Genomic DNA, 20,865 nt, shown 5'->3' with positions numbered 1-20,865 from the left:
CGCATAAATTCGACTGGTAAATCTGGCACTCTCTCCGGCCAGGTGAGCCAGTCGTTTTTTTATCTTCCGAGTGCAAACCACCTTATCTGAAGCGACTTTTTCCCCACAGGTAGATTAAAATACCGTTCGATCGCTGCTTTCTTAAGCATATTTACCCGCGACTTGCTGTCATTACTGCTGTGGTGCGAACGCATTAATGGTAAGATTTGTGCGCAAAAAATGGTTTTGCATTTGTAACCCCAAACGCAGGGTATATCAGGTGGCAATAACGTGAGTGGAATACTGACGCGCTGGCGACAGTTAGGCAGACGGTACTTCTGGCCGCATCTCCTGTTGGGGATGGTCGCGGCTAGTTTTGGCCTGCCCGCGCTCGGTAATGCTGCTGAACCTAATACCCCCGCGAAGGCGACCGCCAGCAATCACGATCAAGGCGCTAAAGTTAACTTTAGCCAGCTTGCTTTGCTGGAAGCGACTAATCGCCGCCCAAATTTTACCGTCGATTACTGGCATCAACATGCCATTCGTACGGTTATCCGCCATCTTTCTTTTGCCATGGCACCTCAGGCGTTGCCCGTTGCCGAAGAGCCATTGCCAATCCAGGCGCACCATCTTGCGTTACTGAATACGCTCAGCGCGATGCTGACGCAAGAAGGCACTCCGCCCGCGACAGTAAGTCGCGTGACATACGCACACTTTACCTCTCAGGCCGCGTTTAGCGTTCCGGTCTGGATCAGCCAGCTGCAGGGTATCCGCGCTGGTCCTCAACGCCTCAGCTAAAAAAGAACCTTCCAACTTATAATTTTTGACTCCGCACCGCGGGGCGTTTGAGATTTTATTATGCTAATCAAATTATTAACGAAAGTATTCGGTAGCCGTAACGAGCGTACGCTGCGTCGTATGCGTAAAGTGGTCAATGTCATCAACGCGATGGAACCGGAGATGGAAAAACTCTCCGATGATGAACTGAAAGCGAAGACCGCTGAATTCCGCGCCCGTCTGGAAAAAGGTGCCAGCGTTGAGAGCCTGATCCCGGAAGCGTTCGCAGTAGTGCGTGAAGCGAGTAAACGCGTGTTCGGTATGCGTCACTTCGACGTTCAGCTGCTGGGCGGTATGGTGCTTAACGATCGCTGCATCGCGGAAATGCGTACTGGTGAAGGTAAAACCCTTACCGCGACGCTGCCAGCCTACCTGAACGCATTAAGCGGGAAGGGCGTACACGTGGTTACCGTGAACGACTATCTGGCTCAGCGTGATGCCGAAAATAACCGCCCGCTGTTTGAATTCCTCGGCATGACCGTTGGTATCAACATGTCTGGCCTGCCTGCGCCAGCCAAGCGTGAAGCCTACAACGCCGATATTACTTACGGTACCAACAACGAATACGGCTTTGACTACCTGCGTGACAACATGGCGTTTAGTCCGGAAGAGCGTGTTCAACGTAAACTGCACTATGCGCTGGTCGATGAAGTCGACTCCATCCTGATCGATGAAGCGCGTACGCCGCTGATCATTTCCGGCCCGGCTGAAGACAGCTCGGAAATGTACAAAAAAGTTAATAAAATCATCCCGCACCTGATCCGTCAGGAGAAGGAAGATTCCGACACGTTCCAGGGCGAAGGCCACTTCTCAGTTGATGAGAAAGCGCGCCAGGTTAACCTGACCGAACGTGGTCTGGTACTGATTGAAGAGCTGCTGGTTAACGAAGGCATTATGGACGAGGGCGAGTCACTGTACTCTCCAGGCAACATTATGCTGATGCACCACGTGACTGCCGCACTGCGTGCGCACGTGCTGTTTACCCGCGACGTAGACTACATCGTGAAAGACGGCGAAGTTATCATCGTCGATGAACACACCGGTCGTACCATGCAGGGGCGTCGCTGGTCCGATGGTCTGCACCAGGCTGTTGAAGCTAAAGAAGGCGTAGAGATCCAGAACGAGAACCAGACGCTGGCATCTATTACCTTCCAGAACTACTTCCGTTTGTACGAAAAACTGGCCGGTATGACCGGTACAGCCGACACTGAAGCGTTTGAATTTAGCTCCATCTACAAACTGGATACCGTGGTTGTGCCGACCAACCGTCCGATGATCCGTAAGGATTTACCGGATCTGGTGTACATGACCGAAGCGGAAAAAATTCAGGCGATCATTGAAGATATTAAAGAACGTACTGCAAATGGCCAGCCGGTGCTGGTAGGTACTATCTCCATTGAAAAATCGGAAGTAGTGTCTAACGAGCTGAGCAAAGCGGGTATCAAACACAATGTTCTGAACGCCAAGTTCCACGCCAACGAAGCTGCAATCGTCGCCCAGGCGGGTTACCCGTCAGCCGTGACTATCGCGACGAACATGGCCGGTCGTGGTACCGATATCGTACTGGGCGGTAGCTGGCAGGCGGAAGTTGCCGAGCTGGAAAACCCAACTCCGGAACAAATCGCGCAGATTAAAGCCGAGTGGCAGGTTCGCCATGACGCGGTATTAGCTGCCGGTGGCTTGCATATTATCGGTACCGAGCGTCACGAATCTCGCCGTATCGATAACCAGCTGCGTGGTCGTTCGGGTCGTCAGGGTGATGCGGGCTCTTCCCGTTTCTATCTGTCGATGGAAGATGCGCTGATGCGTATTTTTGCCTCTGACCGCGTGTCAGGCATGATGCGTAAACTGGGTATGAAGCCTGGCGAAGCCATTGAACACCCATGGGTGACCAAAGCAATTGCTAACGCGCAGCGTAAAGTGGAAAGCCGCAACTTCGATATTCGTAAGCAGCTGCTGGAATATGATGACGTTGCCAACGATCAGCGTCGTGCTATCTACACCCAGCGTAACGAACTGCTGGACGTAACTGACGTTAGCGAAACCATCAACAGCATCCGTGAAGATGTCTTCAAAGCAACTATTGATGCCTATATTCCGCCGCAGTCTCTGGAAGAAATGTGGGATATCCCGGGTCTGCAGGAACGTCTGAAAAACGACTTCGATCTTGAGATGCCGATTTCAGAGTGGCTGGATAAAGAGCCTGAGCTGCACGAAGAAACGCTGCGTGAACGTATCCTGGCAAACGCCATCGAAGTTTATCAGCGTAAAGAAGAAGTAGTGGGCGCGGAGATGATGCGTCACTTCGAAAAAGGCGTGATGCTGCAAACTCTCGACTCCCTGTGGAAAGAGCACCTTGCTGCGATGGACTATCTGCGCCAGGGTATCCACCTGCGTGGATATGCGCAAAAAGATCCGAAGCAGGAATACAAGCGTGAATCCTTCTCTATGTTTGCGTCAATGCTGGAATCACTGAAATATGAAGTGATCAGCACCCTGAGCAAAGTTCAGGTGCGTATGCCTGAAGAAGTCGAAGCCATGGAGCTGCAGCGTCGTGAAGAAGCTGAGCGCTTAGCGCAGATGCAGCAGTTGAGTCATAAAGGCGACGATTCTGCCGCGGCAGAAGAGCTGGCAGCACAAACTGGCGATCGTAAAGTGGGTCGTAACGATCCGTGTCCTTGCGGCTCTGGCAAAAAATACAAACAGTGCCACGGACGTCTGAGCTAAGAAAATAACTTACTGAAAAGGCGCAGAATTCTGCGCCTTTTTTATGGACGATAAAGATGAAAATACTGCAAATCGCCGTCGGGATTATTCGTAATCAGCAACATGAAATTTTTATCACCCAGCGTGCGGCTGATGCCCACATGGCCAATAAGCTGGAGTTCCCCGGCGGGAAAATTGAAGCGGGCGAAACGCCGGAGCAGGCGCTGATTCGCGAGCTACAGGAAGAAGTGGGGATCACGCCGACTCAAAGCTCATTGTTCGAAAAGCTGGAGTATCAGTTTCCGGACAGGCATATCACTCTGTGGTTCTGGCTGGTTGAAAGCTGGGAAGGCGAGCCGTGGGGAAAAGAGGGGCAACCGGCGCAGTGGATTGCGCAAGATGCTCTGAATGCGCAGGATTTCCCGCCCGCGAATGCACCGGTCATTGAAAAGCTGATAGCTGGCTAATGGTGCTGTAGGCCGGATAAGGCAACGCCGCATCCGGCAAATTATGGCGGGGGCGCTACGCTTGCCCGCCCTACGTTTTAGTTCGTAGGCCTGATAAGCGCAGCGCCACCAGGCAAAACAACATAAAATGTCGGATGCGGCGTGCCTTATCCGACCCACCGTTTTAGCAGAATTACTTCTGCTCTTCACTCCAGTCGTCGCTTTCTGACAGATCACCAGAGCTTGGGATGCGTTTCTCTTCTGCGGCCCACTCTCCCAGATCGATTAACTGGCAGCGCTTGCTGCAGAATGGGCGAAACGGACTGACCTCAGCCCATACTACAGGCTTGCCGCAGGTTGGGCAGTTGACGATGGTTTGTTCAGACATGTTGACTCCTTAACAGCACGCCAGTTCAAAATCGAGGCGCTCAGGCACCTGACCATTCTCGCTATCCAGCGGCATAAAGCGGATGGCAAAACGGCTCTTATGACCAGAAATTTGCGGATAAAGCAGCGAATCAAGCGGCAGCTGTAAGCGCAGCAGATCTGCATCTTCGCCGTTGTCCTGATAAAAACCATTCAGGCTGGTTTGCTTACGAAACGGCGCTGAGTTGCGAATTAAATCCAGTACCAGCGACAGCGCCTGATTGAGCGGATTCAGGCTGGCAAGCCAGGTTTCAACCTGCGCGTCACGATGCGACTGTGCCAGGTGTAACCAGATATGCAGAGTCGGCAGATCGAAACTGCAGCACCCGCCAGGAATACTTAAACGCTGACGTACGAGACCAATCAGACGATCTTCGCGCAGCGTCTGTCCAATGCGCGGGGCAGAAATCAGAATGCTACCTGCACTTTTTAGCTGCTGACGCAAAGAGTCTATTCTGCTTTGATCGACGCCGGGAACTTCGACCCAGGCCTGGAGTTTACGCTGCTGTCGCTCCAGTTCTTTGAGGAGTTCGGTACGGACTTCGCCGCGTTCAAATACATCCAGTAAATCTCCGATATTGCGGAAAAAATGCAGAGCGCCGGCATGGTCAGCAATGGGCAAATTAACGGAGAGCTGTTGGATTAAAAACTCAATGCGCAGCCATGTACGCATCTTCTCATTGAGAGGGTGTTCAAAAAGGACCTGGGTGTGCATTACGGTTTTTCCTGTGAGACAAACTGCGACGCGCATTGCAAATAGAGCGCGTGCAGGCGGGCGACATCCGAGGCGATGGCTTCCGGTGCGCCATTATTATCAATAACATCGTCTGCCACGGCCAGCCGCGCTTCACGCGTTGCCTGGGCAGCAAGAATTTGTTCAACATGCTCACGCGTGACGTCATCACGCTGCATGGTGCGTCTGAGCTGGGTTTCGGGGGGGACATCCACCACGAGTACGCGGTCGGCTTTTTTATACAGCGAATTTTCCACCAGCAAAGGAACAACCCATATCAGATAAGGAGAGGTTGCTTGCTGAAACTGACGCTGGGTTTCCTGCTGAATAAGCGGATGAAGCAGAGCATTCAGCCAGCTTTTCTCCTCAGGATTGGAAAAAATGCGTTCGCGTAAAATGCGTCGCTGCAACGATCCGTCTGCGGCTATAACGTCGGAACCAAAATGTTCTTCGATCGCCTTAAGAGCAGGTGTGCCGGGTTCAACCACCTGGCGCGCAATAATATCTGCATCAATGACGTTTATTCCGAGGTCAGCGAACGCATTTGCAACGGTGCTTTTACCACTGCCAATGCCGCCGGTTAAGGCTACCGTATACCTCATAGATGCCGATCCTGGAGTTTAAGTTTGATTATCAAACAGTTAAAAGTTATGCGTGCGAAGGCGAGGCTGCTGCAGGATTAACCTACTATTCGCCAGGTAAATTTATGGGATTGTAGCGTAAAAAAAGAGAATTTCGCAGTCTTGCGCGGCATTGATTAGTGCGTATGATAGCGTCACTGGAGTTGTGAGTTTCGATTTTTCGCCATTAACCCCAGGAATCCGCACATGCGTATCGAAGAAGATCTGAAGTTAGGTTTCAAAGACGTTCTTATCCGCCCTAAGCGTTCTACTCTCAAAAGCCGTTCCGATGTTGAGCTGGAACGTCAATTTACCTTTAAGCATTCAGGTCAGACCTGGTCCGGCGTACCTATTATTGCCGCGAACATGGACACTGTCGGGACGTTTGCCATGGCAACGGCACTGGCATCCTTCGACATCCTGACCGCCGTGCACAAACACTATTCTGTTGAAGACTGGGCCGCCTTCATCGCAGAGAGCTCTGCCGATGTGCTTAAACACGTAATGGTTTCAACCGGTACGTCTGATGCAGATTTCGAAAAAACTAAACAGATTCTGGCGCTCAACCCCGCGTTGAACTTTATCTGCATTGATGTGGCCAATGGCTACTCAGAGCATTTTGTTCAGTTCGTGTCGAAAGCGCGTGAAGCATGGCCGACAAAAACGATCTGTGCGGGCAATGTGGTCACCGGTGAAATGTGCGAAGAGCTGGTGCTCTCCGGTGCTGATATTGTCAAAGTTGGCATTGGCCCAGGTTCTGTATGTACCACGCGTGTAAAAACTGGCGTTGGCTATCCACAGCTTTCTGCGGTTATTGAATGCGCCGATGCAGCCCACGGTCTGGGTGGCATGATTGTCAGCGACGGCGGCTGCACAATGCCGGGTGACGTGGCAAAAGCGTTCGGTGGCGGCGCAGACTTCGTGATGCTCGGCGGCATGCTGGCTGGTCATGAAGAAAGTGGCGGCAAAATTGTTGAAGAGAACGGTGAGAAATTCATGCTGTTCTACGGTATGAGCTCTGAATCTGCCATGACGCGTCACGTAGGTGGTGTTGCACAGTACCGCGCTGCAGAAGGTAAAACCGTCAAACTGCCACTGCGCGGCCCGGTTGATAATACCGCTCGCGATATCCTCGGCGGTTTGCGTTCTGCTTGTACCTATGTGGGCGCATCCCGTCTGAAAGAGCTGACCAAACGTACAACGTTTATTCGTGTACAGGAACAAGAAAACCGTGTTTTCAATAGCCTGTAAGAACAGCTAGTTCTGTGAAATGCCTGATGGCGTTACGCCGTCATCAGGCATTTGAATCTATCCCACCCCGCTCATCGCATCTCCCAGATGGAAAATCGGTAAATACATCGCGACGACCAGCGTACCGATGATAAGCCCCGTAATGACCAGCAACGCAGGCTCAAGTAATGCAGCCAAATTCTCAGCCTGAGCCAGGGTTTTCTCGCCATGGTGATGAGCAAGATTGCGCAGCATTGCATCCAGCGAGCCGGAAGCTTCACCAGTTCTGACCAGCTGTATACACAATGGGCTGAATTCACCACTATTTTTAAGCGCTAACCAGATCGGTTTTCCAGAGCTGATGTCCTGCTGAACCAGTGCTAAACGTTGAGACCAGAAAGGGTTAGCCAGCGTTTCGGTAACGCTCTCAAGCCCCTGCAAAAAGGGAATGCCTGCATTTTGCGTTAACGCCAGAACAGTGAAGATCTGCGTGAGTTTTTGCCCTCTCACCATCGGCCCTATGACCGGGAGGCTGAGCAGCAATTTCTGGCGCAGAATGAGCCAGTACGGTTTCTGCTTTATCAAATGATGTGTGGCAACTGCTACCAGGCCAAGCGCTACCGCCAGCCATCCCCATTGGCTGCTACAGTGTGCGATGGTAATAATCCACTGAGTGAGCGCCGGTAGCGGGGTGTTGAACGTCTGGTAGATAGCGGCAAACTCAGGGAGTACAAACTGCAGCATCGCAAATACGACCATCACCGCCATTGTTATGATGATGATCGGATAGCGCAGGGATTTTTTAACTTTATCAGCAAGTTGCTGTTGTTTCTTTTGCTGGTAGGCGAGTTCAAAACAGCAGTCGTCCAGCTTACCCGTAAGTTCTCCGGTACGGATCATTGCCTGGTAAAGGGGCGGAAAAACGTGTTGCCATTGTGATAACGAGGCGGAGAGGGTTATGCCCTGTTCCATATCGTAAGCCAGCGTACGCAGTAGCGCCTGCCATTGAGTGCTGGGATGCTGTTCAGCAAGCAGAGCTAGCCCTGTTGAGAGCGTTAACCCTGCCTTTAGCAATGTCGCCAACTGGTGTATGGTTTCGGCACTTCTTGTTCGGCTCCAGTGCGAGATTTTGACACGCATACGTTTAATGCGCAGCGGCGTAATCTGTTGTTCCTCAAGAGTCAGCATCAATGACGGTCGGGTATCGGCCCATAGCGTTCCTTCCAGCGATTTACCTTCGTTGTTAATGCCTTGCCAGCGCCAAAGCTGTTTAGCGGACATGGGGCATGCCCAGTACACGAATCAGCTCTTCAAATGTCGTTAACCCTTGCTCGACGGCCTGACAGCCATTCTCGAAAAGCGTTCTCATTCCTGATTGCTGAGCATCAGATTCCACTTCGTCTACGGATGTGCCACTGGCAATACTCTGACGTAATGCCGGAGTAACCGGGAGGACTTCAAACAATGCCGTACGGCCATAAAATCCGTGATAACAATGTTTGCAGCCAGGGGCCTGCCAATTCGGTAGTGGTGTAGGCCAGACAGATTTCGGGAGCGTGATAGGCGTACTCTGACGTTGTCGGCAATGGGGGCACAACTTTCTGACCAACCGCTGTGCAATAACGAGCGTCAGCGCGGAGGCGATCATCCAGCGTGCGACACCCATTTGTTGCAGGCGCACCAGCGTTTCACTGGTGGAATTGGTATGCAGCGTAGAAAGAACCAGATGGCCGGTTTGCGCTGCTTTAAGGGCTATTTCGGCCGTTTCGCCATCGCGGATTTCACCCACCATGATAATGTCGGGATCCTGGCGCAGCAGAGCACGTAAGACTCCCTGAAAAGTCAGGCCGGCGCGTGGGTGAATTTGCGTCTGGTTGAGACCTGCGATCGGGATCTCTACTGGATCTTCCACGCTACAAAGATTCACATCCGGGGTGTTTCGGGTTTGCAGCGCACTGTACAGCGTGACCGTTTTGCCGCTTCCGGTAGGCCCGGTAACCAGAATCAGCCCCTGAGGCTGCTGCAAGGCTTGCGAAAATGCGGCCAGCTGCGCGTCTTGCATTCCCAGCGCGGCGATCTCCAGTGACTGATCGACCTGATGAAGTAGCCGTAACACGACTTTTTCGCCGTAGCGACAGGGCAGGGTGGCGATGCGAAACGAGACCGGCTCTCCTGAAATCTCAACGGTAAATTGTCCGTCTTGTGGAAGCCGATGCTCGGCGATATCCAGGCTGCCTAATACTTTTAACCTTGCGGTGATGGCAATGCCCATCTCGGTCGTGACTTCTGGTAAAGCGTGAAGCACGCCATCTACGCGTAATCTGATTCGATAGTGATTTTCCTCGGGTTCAAAATGAATATCAGAAGCCCGTTGCGTCAGCGCGGAATGAAACGTCTGATTCAGCAAGTCTGCCGCGCTGGCGCTGCTTTTCGTGACTACTGCCGGGAGCATTTTCTGTGGTGTATGCGTGTGGCCTTCCATTTGCTGACATGTCCAGCAGACAATGTCGATGCGTCGGGTGGTGGCAAAATGCAGCGCATCCAGCAGTTCGTGTGATGGGGCGTCTACGACGGCGATATGCACCACTTCATTGTCTGCATCCAGTAATATTCCCTGATAACGTTGGCATAGTGCCGTAAGTTGGGTGGTATTCATCTCTGTTCCTTAGTGGGTATCAAAGCGGAAAACGTCTTCACAGGCCTGCTGCAATGCGCTGTCGTTCTGGATGACGCAGTTTCGGTTCCAGCCGGTAATGCCGTTGGCATTGTCCCAACCTGGCGTCATGGTGATGCTTAGCCCGTTCAGGCTTTCCTGCCCACTAAGGCTGACAACTCCCTTTTCAACGCTCATGGCTGATACGTAACGGGTAGTTGTTGGAGAGGGAATACCATTCGTTCCGGCATCGCAGGTATTTGTTCCGCCATGCTCCAGTGCACAGAGCTCAACCGCCGTGCGATAGGGGACAAAGGTTTGCAGCATGTCCGTCAGCGCGGCTTTGCGCAGATAGTTTTGATATGCCGGAATGCCGATGGCGCTAAGGATGGCAATAATGCCAATCACCACCATGAGTTCGATAAGCGTAAAGCCTCGTTGCTTGTTCATCGTTCGCTCCTTGAGTTTGCTGGCGCTACTTTGGCAAACCCACGGGAGGACGGCGAGGGACAAAAAACAAAACGGGAAAGTGGGTTCAGAGGATTTTTACGAAATTACAGAGTCAGACAATGTATTTGCGAAGAGACTCGAAGAAACTGCCGGGTGGTGGTGTAAATGCCGTATTCGGCTTACAGAATAAACCTGTGTAGTAGGCCCGATAAGCGAAGCGTCATCGGGCAATACAATTAGCAATTAGCGAAATCGCATGGAGAGATCGAGTGCGCGAACATGTTTGGTCAGCGCGCCAACGGAGATAAAGTCCACACCGGTTTCGGCAAATTCGCGCAGCGTTTCATGGGTGACGTTGCCCGACACTTCCAGACGCGCCTGGCCGTTGGTGCGTTTTACCGCTTCGCGCATTTGGTCAGTTTCGAAGTTATCGAGCATGATGATATCGGCCCCGGCTTTCAGCGCGTCGTCCAGTTCATCCAGGCTTTCTACTTCGACTTCAACCGGCACATCCGGGTGCAACCAGAAGGCTTTTTCGACGGCCTGACGTACCGAGCCGGAAGCAATAATGTGGTTTTCTTTAATCAGGAAGGCGTCGGACAGCCCCAAACGATGATTCGCGCCGCCGCCGCACAATACGGCGTATTTTAGCGCGGTACGCAGTCCCGGCAGGGTTTTACGCGTATCCAGCAGTTGGGTCTTGGTTCCCGCTAACAGGTCGACGTATTTACGCACTTCGCTCGCTACACCTGAAAGCGTCTGCACAAAATTCAGCGCAGTACGTTCACCGGTCAGTAAAACGCGGGAAGGGCCGTCCAGTTCAAACAGCGGCTGATTGGCCTTTATGCTGTCGCCATCTTCAACATGCCAGGTGATGTTGACATCATCGCCAGCCAGCTGAATAAAGACCTCTTCCACCCAACGTTTTCCACAAAAAACGCCATCTTCGCGGGTGATTACGGTGGCATGGGAGCGCATGTCTTCGGGTAAAAGCTGTGCGGTGATATCGTTATTGGCATCAACTTCTCCGCCTAAATCTTCACGCAGCGCCTGAGCTACAGCGGCAGGGATATCCAGATTTATGCGTTCCAACAGCGCGTCACGTCGGTAGTCAGGGTTATAGCGGCGAGGCGGCATGATAAAACTCCAAATTGCTAACGAATCATAAGGTGGAAACATGCTACCCTGAACCTGATATGAGCACCACCAATAAGGAGATTCTGCATGTTGTTAGACGAGGGCTGGCTGGCAGAGGCGCGACGCGTTTCCTCTCCGCATTACGATTGCCGCCCGGATGACGAAAACCCTTCTCTGCTGGTGGTGCATAATATCAGCCTGCCGCCCGGCGAGTTTGGCGGCCCGTGGATAGACGCGCTGTTTACGGGCACGATTGATCCCAACGCCCATCCTTATTTTGCCGGGAGCGCCCATCTGCGTGTTTCGGCCCATTGTTTGATTCGCCGTGACGGTGAAATCGTGCAATATGTGCCTTTTGATAAACGCGCCTGGCATGCGGGTGTGTCGAGCTATCAAGGGCGAGAACGCTGTAATGATTTTTCAATTGGTATTGAGTTGGAAGGGACGGATACGCTGGCCTATACCGATGCGCAGTATCAGCAACTGGCTGCCGTGACGAATACTCTGATTACGCGTTATCCGGCCATTGCTAACAACATGACAGGACATTGCAATATTGCGCCCGAGCGTAAGACCGATCCCGGGCCGTCCTTTGACTGGGCAAGGTTCCGCGCCCTGGTCACCCCCTCGTCGCACAAGGAGATGACATGACGCTGTTTACAACATTATTGGTGTTGATTGTTGAACGCCTGTTTAAGCTGGGTGAGCACTGGCAGCTTGATCACCGGATTGAAGCTTTTTTCCGTCGGATTAAGCATTTTTCGATGATGCGTACGGTAGGCATGACTCTGATTGCGATGGGAGTGACGTTTCTGCTACTGCGCGCACTTCATGGGCTGTTGTTTAACGTTCCGTTGCTGGTGGCGTGGATCTTAATTGGCTTGCTGTGCATCGGCGCAGGCAAGGCGCGCCTTCACTATCACGCTTACCTGAACGCGGCTGCTCGCGATGATGCTCACGCCCGTGATGCGATGGCCAGCGAGCTGACGCTTATCCATGGGGTTCCGCCGGACTGCGATGAGCGTGAATTCTTGCGCGAACTGCAGAACGCGTTGTTATGGAACAACTTCCGCTTTTATCTGGCGCCGTTATTTTGGCTGATTGTCGGTGGTCCATGGGGACCTGTGACGCTGGTTGGTTATGCTTTTTTACGTGCCTGGCAGTCCTGGCTGGCGCGCTATCAGACACCGCACCAGCGTCTGCAATCAGGTATTGATGCGATCCTGCATGTGCTGGATTGGATCCCGGTGCGTCTGGCGGGCGTGGTCTATGCGCTGTTGGGACATGGTGAGAAAGCGCTGCCGGCCTGGTTTGCCTCGCTTGCGGATCTGCACACGTCGCAATATCAGGTGCTTACGCGTCTGGCGCAGTTCTCGCTGGCGCGTGAACCGCACACCGATAAAGTCGAAACGCCAAAAGCCGCCGTTTCGCTGGCGAAGAAAACCTCGTTTGTGGTGGTGGTGGTTATTGCGGTGCTCACCATTTATGGGGCATTAGTATAGCGTTGTGCCGGATGGCGCTAATGCTTATCCGGCCTACAATGAAAAAACGTGTAGGCCCGGTAAGCGTTAGCGCCACCGGGCAGTGCAGCGGTTTAGTTCGTATCAGCAGGCGGGATGCCAAAATCTGGCATGCCGTTTTCGTCCCAACGCACGAGCTTCAGACGAGTGTGGCGGTTTGGGTCGTACAGCGGATCGCCCTCGATTTCGGTGTAGTTTCTCGCGTGATACACCAGCACATCTTCACCTTCCGGCGTTTGTGTAAAGCTGTTGTGTCCTGGCCCAAACTGGCGGTTTTCATAACTGGTAGTAAAGACCGGGCGCGGTGATTTGTGCCAGTTCTGCGGGTTGAGCGGATCGGCGTTGAGGTCAATCCACAATAATCCCATACAGTAGTTCTCATCGGTGGCGCTGGCGGAATAGCTGATAAACAGCTTATCGCCATGAACCATGACGGCAGGACCTTCATTGACCCAAAAACCCCGGCATTCCCAGTCATACTCAGGATGACTTAGCATGACCGGCTCGCCTTTAATCGTCCATGGATTTTCCAGCTCAGCGAGATAGATATTGGAGTTTCCGGCGATATCGGGCGACTTCTGCGCCCAGAGGTACCACTGTTTTCCCTGATGGTTAAAGGTGGTGGCATCAAGCGCAAAGGTATCAAACTGCGTTTTAATCTGACCTTTCTCCGTCCACTGTCCGGTCAGCGGATCGGCGTCGGCACATTCGAGCGCAAACATGCGATGCTGGAACATCCCCAGCTTGTCGAGCGACTGTGTGTGGGTGGCAGCAAAATAGATGTACCACTTGCCTGCCAGATGATGGATTTCGGGTGCCCAGATGAGTTGGCTCATGGGGCCGCTTTCTGGTTTGTGCCAGACGACAACCGGGGCGGCGGTGCGTAGCCCTTCCAGCGAGTCGGCCCGGCGTATCTCCAGTCGGTCATATTCGGGTACTGAAGCAATGAAATAATAGTGGCTACCGTCACGTAAGATAAACGGATCGGCACGCTGTTCAATAAAGGGATTTGGCCACTGATTCATTAGGCTTTCCTTACGGTTTCAGTCGTTTTTATATCGTGGTATTCATTCAGTTCACGGTAGTTGGCGCGGCGCTTTTCTAAATCTGTCTGGATTTGTTGCATAAACTCGCGGTCAACTTTCAGCAGACGAACCACGCCTGCGGTAATCAGGTAGCCTACGCCCGGTATGATGGTAAACAGCAGCATAATACCGTTAATGGCAGAGTCGCTTTGCGCTTTCGCCCCTGCGTCGTAGCCGTACCAGGATAGCAGGAAGCCGACCATCGCTCCGGCAATCGCCAGGCCCAGTTTCAGGAAGAACAGGTTACCGGAGAAGCTGATCCCGGTGATGCGTTTACCGGTTTTCCACTCGCCATAGTCATCGACATCCGCCATCAGCGACCAGTGCAGCGGAGAAGGAATTTGATGCAGGATGTTGAGCAGGAAGTAGAGCACCATAATCATCATGGTGGCTTTCGGATCGAAAAAGTAAAACGCGGCAGAGAAAATCGCCAGGATAATATTGGTCCAGAAGAAGACTTTAAGTTTGCACCAGCGATCGGTTAATACCTTCGCCAGCATACTGCCGATCATCATGCCGACCACACCAAGACTGATAAACAGCGTTGCGAACTGCGTGCTTTGCTGCATAACCCATGTCACGTAGTACATGGTGGCAGCCATGCGAATAAAGCCAGGACAGACGTTGCACAATGTTAACAGCAGAATTTTTACCCACTGATCGTTCTTCCACACGTCTTTCAGATCGGCTTTTAAATCGTCATTGGTCTGGACAGCAGGGCGTACGCGTTCACGGACCGTAGCGAAGCAAAACAGGAACATACACATGCCGATGAAAGCCAGAACCGCCATCGCCATCTGATACCCTTTGGCTTTGTCTTCCCCGCCGAACCAGTCGGCCATTGGCAGCAAGGTGAGGGACAGCAGCAGGGTTGCAATGCCTACCAACACAAAGCGATATGACTGGCAGGCGACGCGTTCCTTCGGATCGTTGGTGATGACGCTGCCGAGCGAGCAGTAGGGAATGTTGATCGCTGTATAAGTAATAGATAGCAGGAAGTAGGTAACGAACGCATAGATAACTTTGCTGTTATAGGTCCACTCAGGGGTGGTAAACATCAGTACGCTGAATAATGCGTACGGGAAAGCCATCCATAAAAGCCATGGACGAAATCGACCATATTTACTACGAGTGCGGTCGGCCATCGCGCCCATTATAGGGTCGGTAACGGCGTCGATAACGCGTACTGAGAGCAGTAATACGCCGACCAGTGCAGGTGCCAGACCAAAAATGTCTGTGTAAAAATAGTTAACAAACAACATGATGGCGCCAAAGATGATGTTGCATCCGGCGTCGCCCATTCCATAGCCGATCTTTTCTTTCACCGTGAGCTTACTGGTTTCCATCAACTGCACTCCATTAATGAGATATGGAGAGAATTATTGTCCGGCACCGGTGTTTTTGCGTTGCAGGATAACGCCGCTGATATGGACTAAACAGTCGTGAGTGGGAAAGTGTGAGACAGGTAACAACCCCCACCTGACGCAGGTGGGGGGAGGGGGGATTAATGCGCTTTAACCGCGCCGGCCGTTTTCTGTTTACACAGGTAGCCGATGCCAAGAATGGCAATCCATACAGGGATTAAGTACACCGAGATCGCCATACCCGGCGTCATCAGCATAATCACCAGTACTGCAGCCATGAAAATCAGGCACACCCAGTTACCCAGCGGATAGAGCAGCGCCGGGAAGCGGGTGGTAACACCCTGCTGCTGTTTGGCTTTGCGGAACTTCATGTGTGCCAGGCTAATCATTGCCCAGTTGATCACCAGTGCGGAAACCACCAGCGCCATCAGCAGGCCAAAGGCGGATTCCGGTGCCAGGTAGTTGATCAGCACACACAGAGCCGTCACCAGTGCGGAAACCAGAATGGTGTTCACCGGTACACCGCGTTTGTCGACGTTCATCAGCGCTTTCGGTGCATTGCCCTGCTGTGCCAGACCGAACAGCATACGGCTGTTGCAGTATACGCAGCTGTTATAAACAGAAAGGGCGGCAGTCAGCACTACGATGTTCAGGGCATTAGCAACAAAGGTGTCTCCCAGCTCGTGGAAAATAAGGACAAACGGGCTGGTATCGGCCGTGACACGCGTCCACGGCATCAGGGAAAGCAGAACCGCCAGCGAACCCACATAGAAAATCAGGATACGGTAGATAACCTGGTTGGTCGCTTTGGGAATGCTTTGCTCCGGGTTATCCGCTTCTGCTGCGGTGATCCCGACCAGCTCCAGCCCACCGAAAGAGAACATAATAATAGCCATCATCATCACCAGTCCGGTGAAGCCGTGCGGCAGGAAGCCACCCTGGCTCCACAGGTTGCTGACGCTGGCCTGCGGGCCGCCGTTACCGCTAAACAGTAACCAGCCGCCGAACAGGATCATCGCTACGACGGCAATGACTTTAATAATGGCGAACCAGAACTCCATCTCACCAAACACTTTCACGTTGGTCAGGTTGATGGCGTTGATCAGCACAAAGAAGGCAGCCGCAGACACCCATGTTGGGATCTCCGGGTACCAGAACTGGATGTATTTACCCACGGCAGTTAGCTCAGCCATGGCAACCAATACGTACAGCACCCAATAGTTCCAGCCGGAAGAGAACCCCGCGAAACCGCCCCAGTATTTATAAGCAAAGTGACTAAATGAGCCTGCAACGGGCTCTTCAACCACCATTTCACCTAACTGACGCATAATCAAAAAGGCGATAAAGCCGGCAATAGCGTAACCCAGAATAATACCCGGTCCTGCAGACTGGATAACGGATGCGCTACCGAGGAATAACCCGGTACCAATCGCGCCACCCAGCGCGATTAGCTGTATATGGCGGTTCTTAAGGCCGCGCTTGAGCTGATCGCCATGCTGTTGACTTTCCATCATGAAACCTCGTGTGTGGTTTTACTCTTCATATTTCGAGTGCTTATTTTTTGAACTACGCAGCAATGCGTGTGTAAGTTTGCAATTCCGTTTGTTGTATTAATTTGTTTACAGATGCTTTTGATAAAATGTTGCCTTAATACTTTTGTCTTGATCAGAATAATGATATGCGAGCGCGAATGCACCTGCTTTATGCGGGGAAGATGACGACTTGAATAAAAAGAAACCATTTGTAAATTCGAGTTTATCTACCACAAAATTTCCATTTTGAATTTCTATTCATTAATAGTGGTTGATATATCGATAAATAAGCAGGTGAATCGGTTCAGATGAGATAATTTTTCGTTTCAATTCCGTTAAAACTACCACGAGGTGGGTAAATTTAACATTTGTGCATAGTTACATGTTTGAAACGTTATTTCTGTAATGTTGTTAAAATATGCCTCCTTTACTGATTTCAATCAAAACCTGTATGGACAGAAGGTGAATACTTTGTTACTTTAGCGTCAAGAACATGAAATTGGTAAGACCAATTGACTCCGGGCAAATGGCTTAAGACAGGAAATCATGGCCTACAGCAAAATCCGCCAACCAAAACTCTCCGATGTGATTGAGCAGCAGCTGGAGTTTTTAATTCTTGAGGGGACACTTCGCCCCGGAGAAAAACTCCCACCGGAACGCGAGCTGGCAAAACAGTTCGACGTCTCCCGCCCCTCCTTACGCGAGGCGATCCAACGCCTTGAAGCGAAGGGCTTACTGCTTCGTCGTCAGGGCGGTGGCACTTTTGTTCAGAGCAGCCTGTGGCAGAGCTTTAGCGACCCACTGGTAGAGCTGCTCTCCGACCATCCTGAATCCCAGTTTGACCTGCTTGAGACGCGCCATGCGCTGGAAGGTATTGCGGCTTATTACGCTGCACTGCGCAGCACGGATGAAGACAAAACGCGTATCCGTGAACTCCACCATGCGATCGAGCTTGCTCAACAGTCCGGCGATCTTGACGGCGAATCTGATGCGGTACTCCAGTATCAAATTGCTGTCACCGAAGCGGCACACAATGTGGTGCTGCTCCATTTGCTAAGGTGTATGGAGCCGATGCTGGCCCAGAACGTTCGGCAAAACTTCGAATTGCTGTATGCGCGTCGTGAAATGCTGCCACTGGTTAGCAGTCACCGTACCCGTATTTTTGAAGCAATTATTGCCGGGAAGCCGGAAGAGGCGCGTGAAGCGTCCCACCGTCACCTGGCGTTTATCGAAGAGATCCTGCTGGACAGAAGCCGTGAGGAAAGCCGTCGTGAACGCGCCTTACGCCGTCTGGAGCAACGAAAGAATTAGTGATTTTTCTGGTAGAACGTTAACCAGAAGATGTTGTAAATCAAGCGCCATATAAAGTGCGCGGCAACTAAACGCAGAACCTGTCTTATTACGCTCTCTGGCGAGAACGTAATGGGACAGGTTCCAGATAACTCAACGTATTAGATAGATAAGGAATACCCCCATGTCAGAACGTTTCCCAAATGACGTGGATCCGATCGAAACTCGCGACTGGCTACAGGCGATCGAATCGGTCATCCGTGAAGAAGGTGTTGAGCGTGCTCAGTATCTGATCGACCAACTGCTTTCAGAAGCCCGCAAAGGCGGCGTGAAAGTAGCGGCAGGTGCAGGGGCCAGCAATTATGTAAACACTATTGCCGTTGAAGATGAACCGGAATACCCGGGCAATCTGGAGCTGGAACGTCGTATTCGTTCTGCTATCCGCTGGAACGCCATCATGACCGTACTGCGCGCGTCTAAAAAGGACCTCGAGCTGGGTGGCCACATGGCATCCTTCCAGTCCTCCGCAACGGTATATGATGTTTGCTTCAACCACTTCTTCCGCGCACGCAACGAGCAAGATGGCGGCGATCTGGTGTACTTCCAGGGTCACATCTCTCCGGGCATCTACGCACGCGCATTCCTGGAAGGTCGTCTGACTGAAGAGCAGATGAACAACTTCCGTCAGGAAGTACATGGCAAAGGCCTGTCTTCCTACCCGCACCCGAAACTGATGCCAGAATTCTGGCAGTTCCCGACCGTATCTATGGGTCTGGGCCCAATCGGTGCTATCTACCAGGCTAAATTCCTGAAATATCTGGAACACCGTGGCCTGAAAGATACCTCTAAACAGACCGTTTACGCCTTCCTGGGCGACGGCGAGATGGATGAGCCAGAATCTAAAGGTGCGATCACCATCGCGACCCGTGAAAAACTGGACAACCTGGTCTTTGTTATCAACTGTAACCTGCAGCGTCTTGACGGCCCGGTAACCGGTAACGGCAAGATTGTTAACGAACTGGAAGGCATCTTCGCGGGCGCTGGCTGGAACGTTATCAAAGTCATGTGGGGCGGTCGTTGGGATGAGCTGCTGCGTAAAGACACCAGCGGTAAACTGATCCAGCTGATGAACGAAACCGTTGACGGCGACTACCAGACCTTCAAATCCAAAGATGGCGCATACGTACGTGAGCACTTCTTCGGTAAATACCCGGAAACCGCAGCCCTGGTTGCTGACTGGACTGACGAGCAGATTTGGGCTCTGAACCGTGGTGGTCACGATCCGAAGAAAGTCTACGCTGCACTGAAAAAAGCGCAGGAAACCAAAGGCAGAGCAACTGTAATCCTGGCCCATACCATCAAAGGTTACGGCATGGGTGACACTGCTGAAGGTAAAAACATCGCTCACCAGGTTAAGAAAATGAACATGGACGGCGTGCGTTATATCCGCGACCGTTTCAACGTTCCTGTGACCGATGAGCAGGTTGAAAACCTGTCTTACATCACCTTCCCGGAAGGTTCTGAAGAGCACACTTATCTGCACGCTCAGCGTCAGAAACTGCATGGCTACCTGCCAGCTCGTCAGCCGAACTTCACCGAGAAGCTGGAATTGCCTGCTCTGGAAGACTTCGGTGCGCTGCTGGAAGAGCAGAACAAAGAAATCTCCACCACTATCGCTTTCGTTCGTGCCCTGAACGTGATGCTGAAGAACAAGTCGATCAAAGATCGTCTGGTGCCGATCATCGCTGACGAAGCGCGTACTTTCGGTATGGAAGGTCTGTTCCGTCAGATCGGTATCTACAGCCCGAACGGTCAGCAGTACACCCCGCAGGACCGTGAGCAGGTTGCTTACTATAAAGAAGACGAGAAAGGTCAGATCCTGCAGGAAGGTATCAACGAACTGGGTGCAGGCGCATCCTGGCTGGCTGCTGCGACTTCTTACAGCACCAACGATCTGCCGATGATCCCGTTCTACATCTACTACTCCATGTTCGGGTTCCAGCGTATCGGTGACCTGTGCTGGCAGGCAGGCGACCAACAGGCTCGTGGCTTCCTGATTGGTGGTACTTCCGGTCGTACGACGCTGAACGGTGAAGGTCTGCAGCACGAAGATGGTCACAGCCATATTCAGTCTCTGACTATCCCGAACTGTATCTCTTACGATCCGTCTTACGCGTACGAAGTTGCGGTCATCATGCACGATGGTCTGGAGCGTATGTACGGTGAGAAACAAGAGAACGTTTACTACTACATCACCACGCTGAACGAAAACTACCACATGCCGGCAATGCCAGCAGGTGCCGAGGAAGGTATCCGTAAAGGTATCTACAAACTCGAAACCCTCGAAGGTAAGAAAGGTAAAGTTCAGCTACTGGGCTCCGGTTCTATCCTGCGTCACGTGCGTGAAGCAGCACAGATCCTGGCGAACGACTACGGTGTAGGTTCTGACGTTTACAGCGTAACCTCCTTCACTGAACTGGCGCGTGATGGCCAGGATTGTGAGCGCTGGAACATGCTGCACCCGATGGAAACTCCGCGCGTTCCGTACATCGCTCAGGTGATGAACGACGCTCCGGCAGTAGCATCTACTGACTATATGAAACTGTTTGCCGAACAGGTTCGTACTTATGTACCGGCTGATGATTATCGCGTACTGGGTACTGACGGTTTCGGTCGCTCTGACAGCCGTGAAAACCTGCGTCACCACTTCGAAGTTGATGCTTCCTACGTGGTTGTAGCGGCCCTGGGCGAACTGGCTAAACGTGGCGAAATCGATAAGAAAGTGGTTGCAGATGCAATCATCAAATTCAACATCGATGCAGATAAAGTTAACCCGCGTCTGGCGTAAGAGGTAAAA

At 52.1% G+C, this 20,865-nt stretch carries 18 protein-coding genes; 8 read left to right on the top strand and 10 right to left on the bottom strand.

From position 1 onward, the window contains the following. Positions 1–270 precede the first annotated feature (270 nt). Genes secM through mutT form a run of 3 tightly spaced genes read left to right on the top strand, consistent with a single transcriptional unit; the run spans position 271 to position 3,989 of the window. Positions 271–777, top strand: a complete 507-nt coding sequence (gene secM / locus LY264_RS20360; RefSeq protein WP_003829520.1) for a secA translation cis-regulator SecM — start codon at positions 271–273, stop codon at positions 775–777. A gap of 60 nt (positions 778–837) precedes the next feature. Next, positions 838–3,543: a preprotein translocase subunit SecA gene (gene secA / locus LY264_RS20355; protein ID WP_048227094.1), complete on the top strand. Its 2,706-nt coding sequence runs from the start codon at positions 838–840 to the stop codon at positions 3,541–3,543. A gap of 56 nt (positions 3,544–3,599) precedes the next feature. Beyond that, positions 3,600–3,989 (top strand): 8-oxo-dGTP diphosphatase MutT, encoded by a 390-nt coding sequence (gene mutT, locus LY264_RS20350; RefSeq protein ID WP_008786200.1) that lies wholly within the window; start codon positions 3,600–3,602, stop codon positions 3,987–3,989. Positions 3,990–4,161: 172 nt separating this feature from the next. On the opposite strand, the gene yacG is transcribed toward mutT, so the two are convergent. Genes yacG through coaE form a run of 3 tightly spaced genes read right to left on the bottom strand, consistent with a single transcriptional unit; the run spans position 4,162 to position 5,729 of the window. Beyond that, positions 4,162–4,356 carry a DNA gyrase inhibitor YacG gene (yacG, locus tag LY264_RS20345; protein ID WP_003018740.1) on the bottom strand — a complete coding sequence of 65 codons (195 nt, stop codon included), beginning with the start codon at positions 4,354–4,356 and terminating at the stop codon, positions 4,162–4,164. 9 nt (positions 4,357–4,365) lie between these two features. Continuing rightward, the gene (gene zapD, locus LY264_RS20340) at positions 4,366–5,109 is read right to left on the bottom strand and encodes a cell division protein ZapD (protein WP_003829513.1); all 744 of its coding nucleotides are present in this window, start codon (positions 5,107–5,109) and stop codon (positions 4,366–4,368) included. Further along, positions 5,109–5,729: a dephospho-CoA kinase gene (gene coaE / locus LY264_RS20335; protein WP_048227093.1), complete on the bottom strand. Its 621-nt coding sequence runs from the start codon at positions 5,727–5,729 to the stop codon at positions 5,109–5,111. The genes zapD and coaE overlap by 1 nt, the downstream gene beginning before the upstream one ends. Before the next feature lie 225 nt (positions 5,730–5,954). Between coaE and LY264_RS20330 the strand changes: the two genes are divergently transcribed. Further along, positions 5,955–6,998 carry a GMP reductase gene (locus tag LY264_RS20330; RefSeq protein ID WP_003829510.1) on the top strand — a complete coding sequence of 348 codons (1,044 nt, stop codon included), beginning with the start codon at positions 5,955–5,957 and terminating at the stop codon, positions 6,996–6,998. 57 nt (positions 6,999–7,055) lie between these two features. Here the strand turns inward: LY264_RS20330 and hofC are convergent, their stop codons facing one another. The 4 genes from hofC to nadC form a co-directional block, all read right to left on the bottom strand. After that, entirely contained in the window at positions 7,056–8,258 is a 1,203-nt protein-coding gene (gene hofC / locus LY264_RS20325) for a protein transport protein HofC (protein WP_048227092.1), read from the bottom strand. Further along, the gene (gspE, locus tag LY264_RS20320; protein WP_048227091.1) at positions 8,248–9,633 is read right to left on the bottom strand and encodes a type II secretion system protein GspE; all 1,386 of its coding nucleotides are present in this window, start codon (positions 9,631–9,633) and stop codon (positions 8,248–8,250) included. The genes hofC and gspE overlap by 11 nt, the downstream gene beginning before the upstream one ends. Positions 9,634–9,642: 9 nt before the next feature. Then, the gene (gene ppdD, locus LY264_RS20315) at positions 9,643–10,080 is read right to left on the bottom strand and encodes a prepilin peptidase-dependent pilin (protein WP_032942370.1); all 438 of its coding nucleotides are present in this window, start codon (positions 10,078–10,080) and stop codon (positions 9,643–9,645) included. A 243-nt stretch (positions 10,081–10,323) separates the two neighbouring features. After that, positions 10,324–11,217 (bottom strand): carboxylating nicotinate-nucleotide diphosphorylase, encoded by an 894-nt coding sequence (nadC, locus tag LY264_RS20310; RefSeq protein WP_003837454.1) that lies wholly within the window; start codon positions 11,215–11,217, stop codon positions 10,324–10,326. Positions 11,218–11,304: 87 nt separating this feature from the next. On the opposite strand from nadC, the gene ampD reads away from it, so the two are divergent. Both ampD and ampE read left to right on the top strand, forming a co-directional pair. After that, positions 11,305–11,868 carry a 1,6-anhydro-N-acetylmuramyl-L-alanine amidase AmpD gene (gene ampD, locus LY264_RS20305; protein ID WP_171845976.1) on the top strand — a complete coding sequence of 188 codons (564 nt, stop codon included), beginning with the start codon at positions 11,305–11,307 and terminating at the stop codon, positions 11,866–11,868. Beyond that, positions 11,865–12,719, top strand: coding sequence for a beta-lactamase regulator AmpE (ampE, locus tag LY264_RS20300; protein WP_003829498.1), 855 nt, complete (start codon positions 11,865–11,867; stop codon positions 12,717–12,719). The genes ampD and ampE overlap by 4 nt, the downstream gene beginning before the upstream one ends. A 92-nt stretch (positions 12,720–12,811) precedes the next feature. Here ampE and LY264_RS20295 read toward each other — a convergent pair whose 3' ends face one another. The 3 genes from LY264_RS20295 to aroP all read right to left on the bottom strand — a co-directional run bounded on the left by LY264_RS20295 (position 12,812) and on the right by aroP (position 16,700). Continuing rightward, entirely contained in the window at positions 12,812–13,762 is a 951-nt protein-coding gene (locus LY264_RS20295) for a glycoside hydrolase family 43 protein (RefSeq protein WP_048227084.1), read from the bottom strand. Continuing rightward, positions 13,762–15,168 carry a glycoside-pentoside-hexuronide (GPH):cation symporter gene (locus LY264_RS20290; RefSeq protein WP_003829494.1) on the bottom strand — a complete coding sequence of 469 codons (1,407 nt, stop codon included), beginning with the start codon at positions 15,166–15,168 and terminating at the stop codon, positions 13,762–13,764. Before LY264_RS20290 ends, LY264_RS20295 begins: the two co-directional genes overlap by 1 nt. Before the next feature lie 158 nt (positions 15,169–15,326). After that, positions 15,327–16,700 carry an aromatic amino acid transporter AroP gene (gene aroP, locus LY264_RS20285; protein ID WP_103014383.1) on the bottom strand — a complete coding sequence of 458 codons (1,374 nt, stop codon included), beginning with the start codon at positions 16,698–16,700 and terminating at the stop codon, positions 15,327–15,329. A 564-nt stretch (positions 16,701–17,264) separates the two neighbouring features. Between aroP and pdhR the strand changes: the two genes are divergently transcribed. After that, a complete protein-coding gene (gene pdhR, locus LY264_RS20280; RefSeq protein WP_003018699.1) occupies positions 17,265–18,029 on the top strand; it encodes a pyruvate dehydrogenase complex transcriptional repressor PdhR in 765 nt (254 codons plus the stop codon). A gap of 163 nt (positions 18,030–18,192) precedes the next feature. Continuing rightward, positions 18,193–20,856 (top strand): pyruvate dehydrogenase (acetyl-transferring), homodimeric type, encoded by a 2,664-nt coding sequence (aceE, locus tag LY264_RS20275; protein ID WP_048214932.1) that lies wholly within the window; start codon positions 18,193–18,195, stop codon positions 20,854–20,856. Positions 20,857–20,865 lie beyond the last annotated feature (9 nt).

The organism is Citrobacter portucalensis (assembly GCF_023374935.1).
GTDB classification, from domain to species: domain Bacteria; phylum Pseudomonadota; class Gammaproteobacteria; order Enterobacterales; family Enterobacteriaceae; genus Citrobacter; species Citrobacter portucalensis.
Note: the sequence above shows the minus strand (reverse complement) of the source record. Positions and strands in the feature narration are given on the sequence as shown.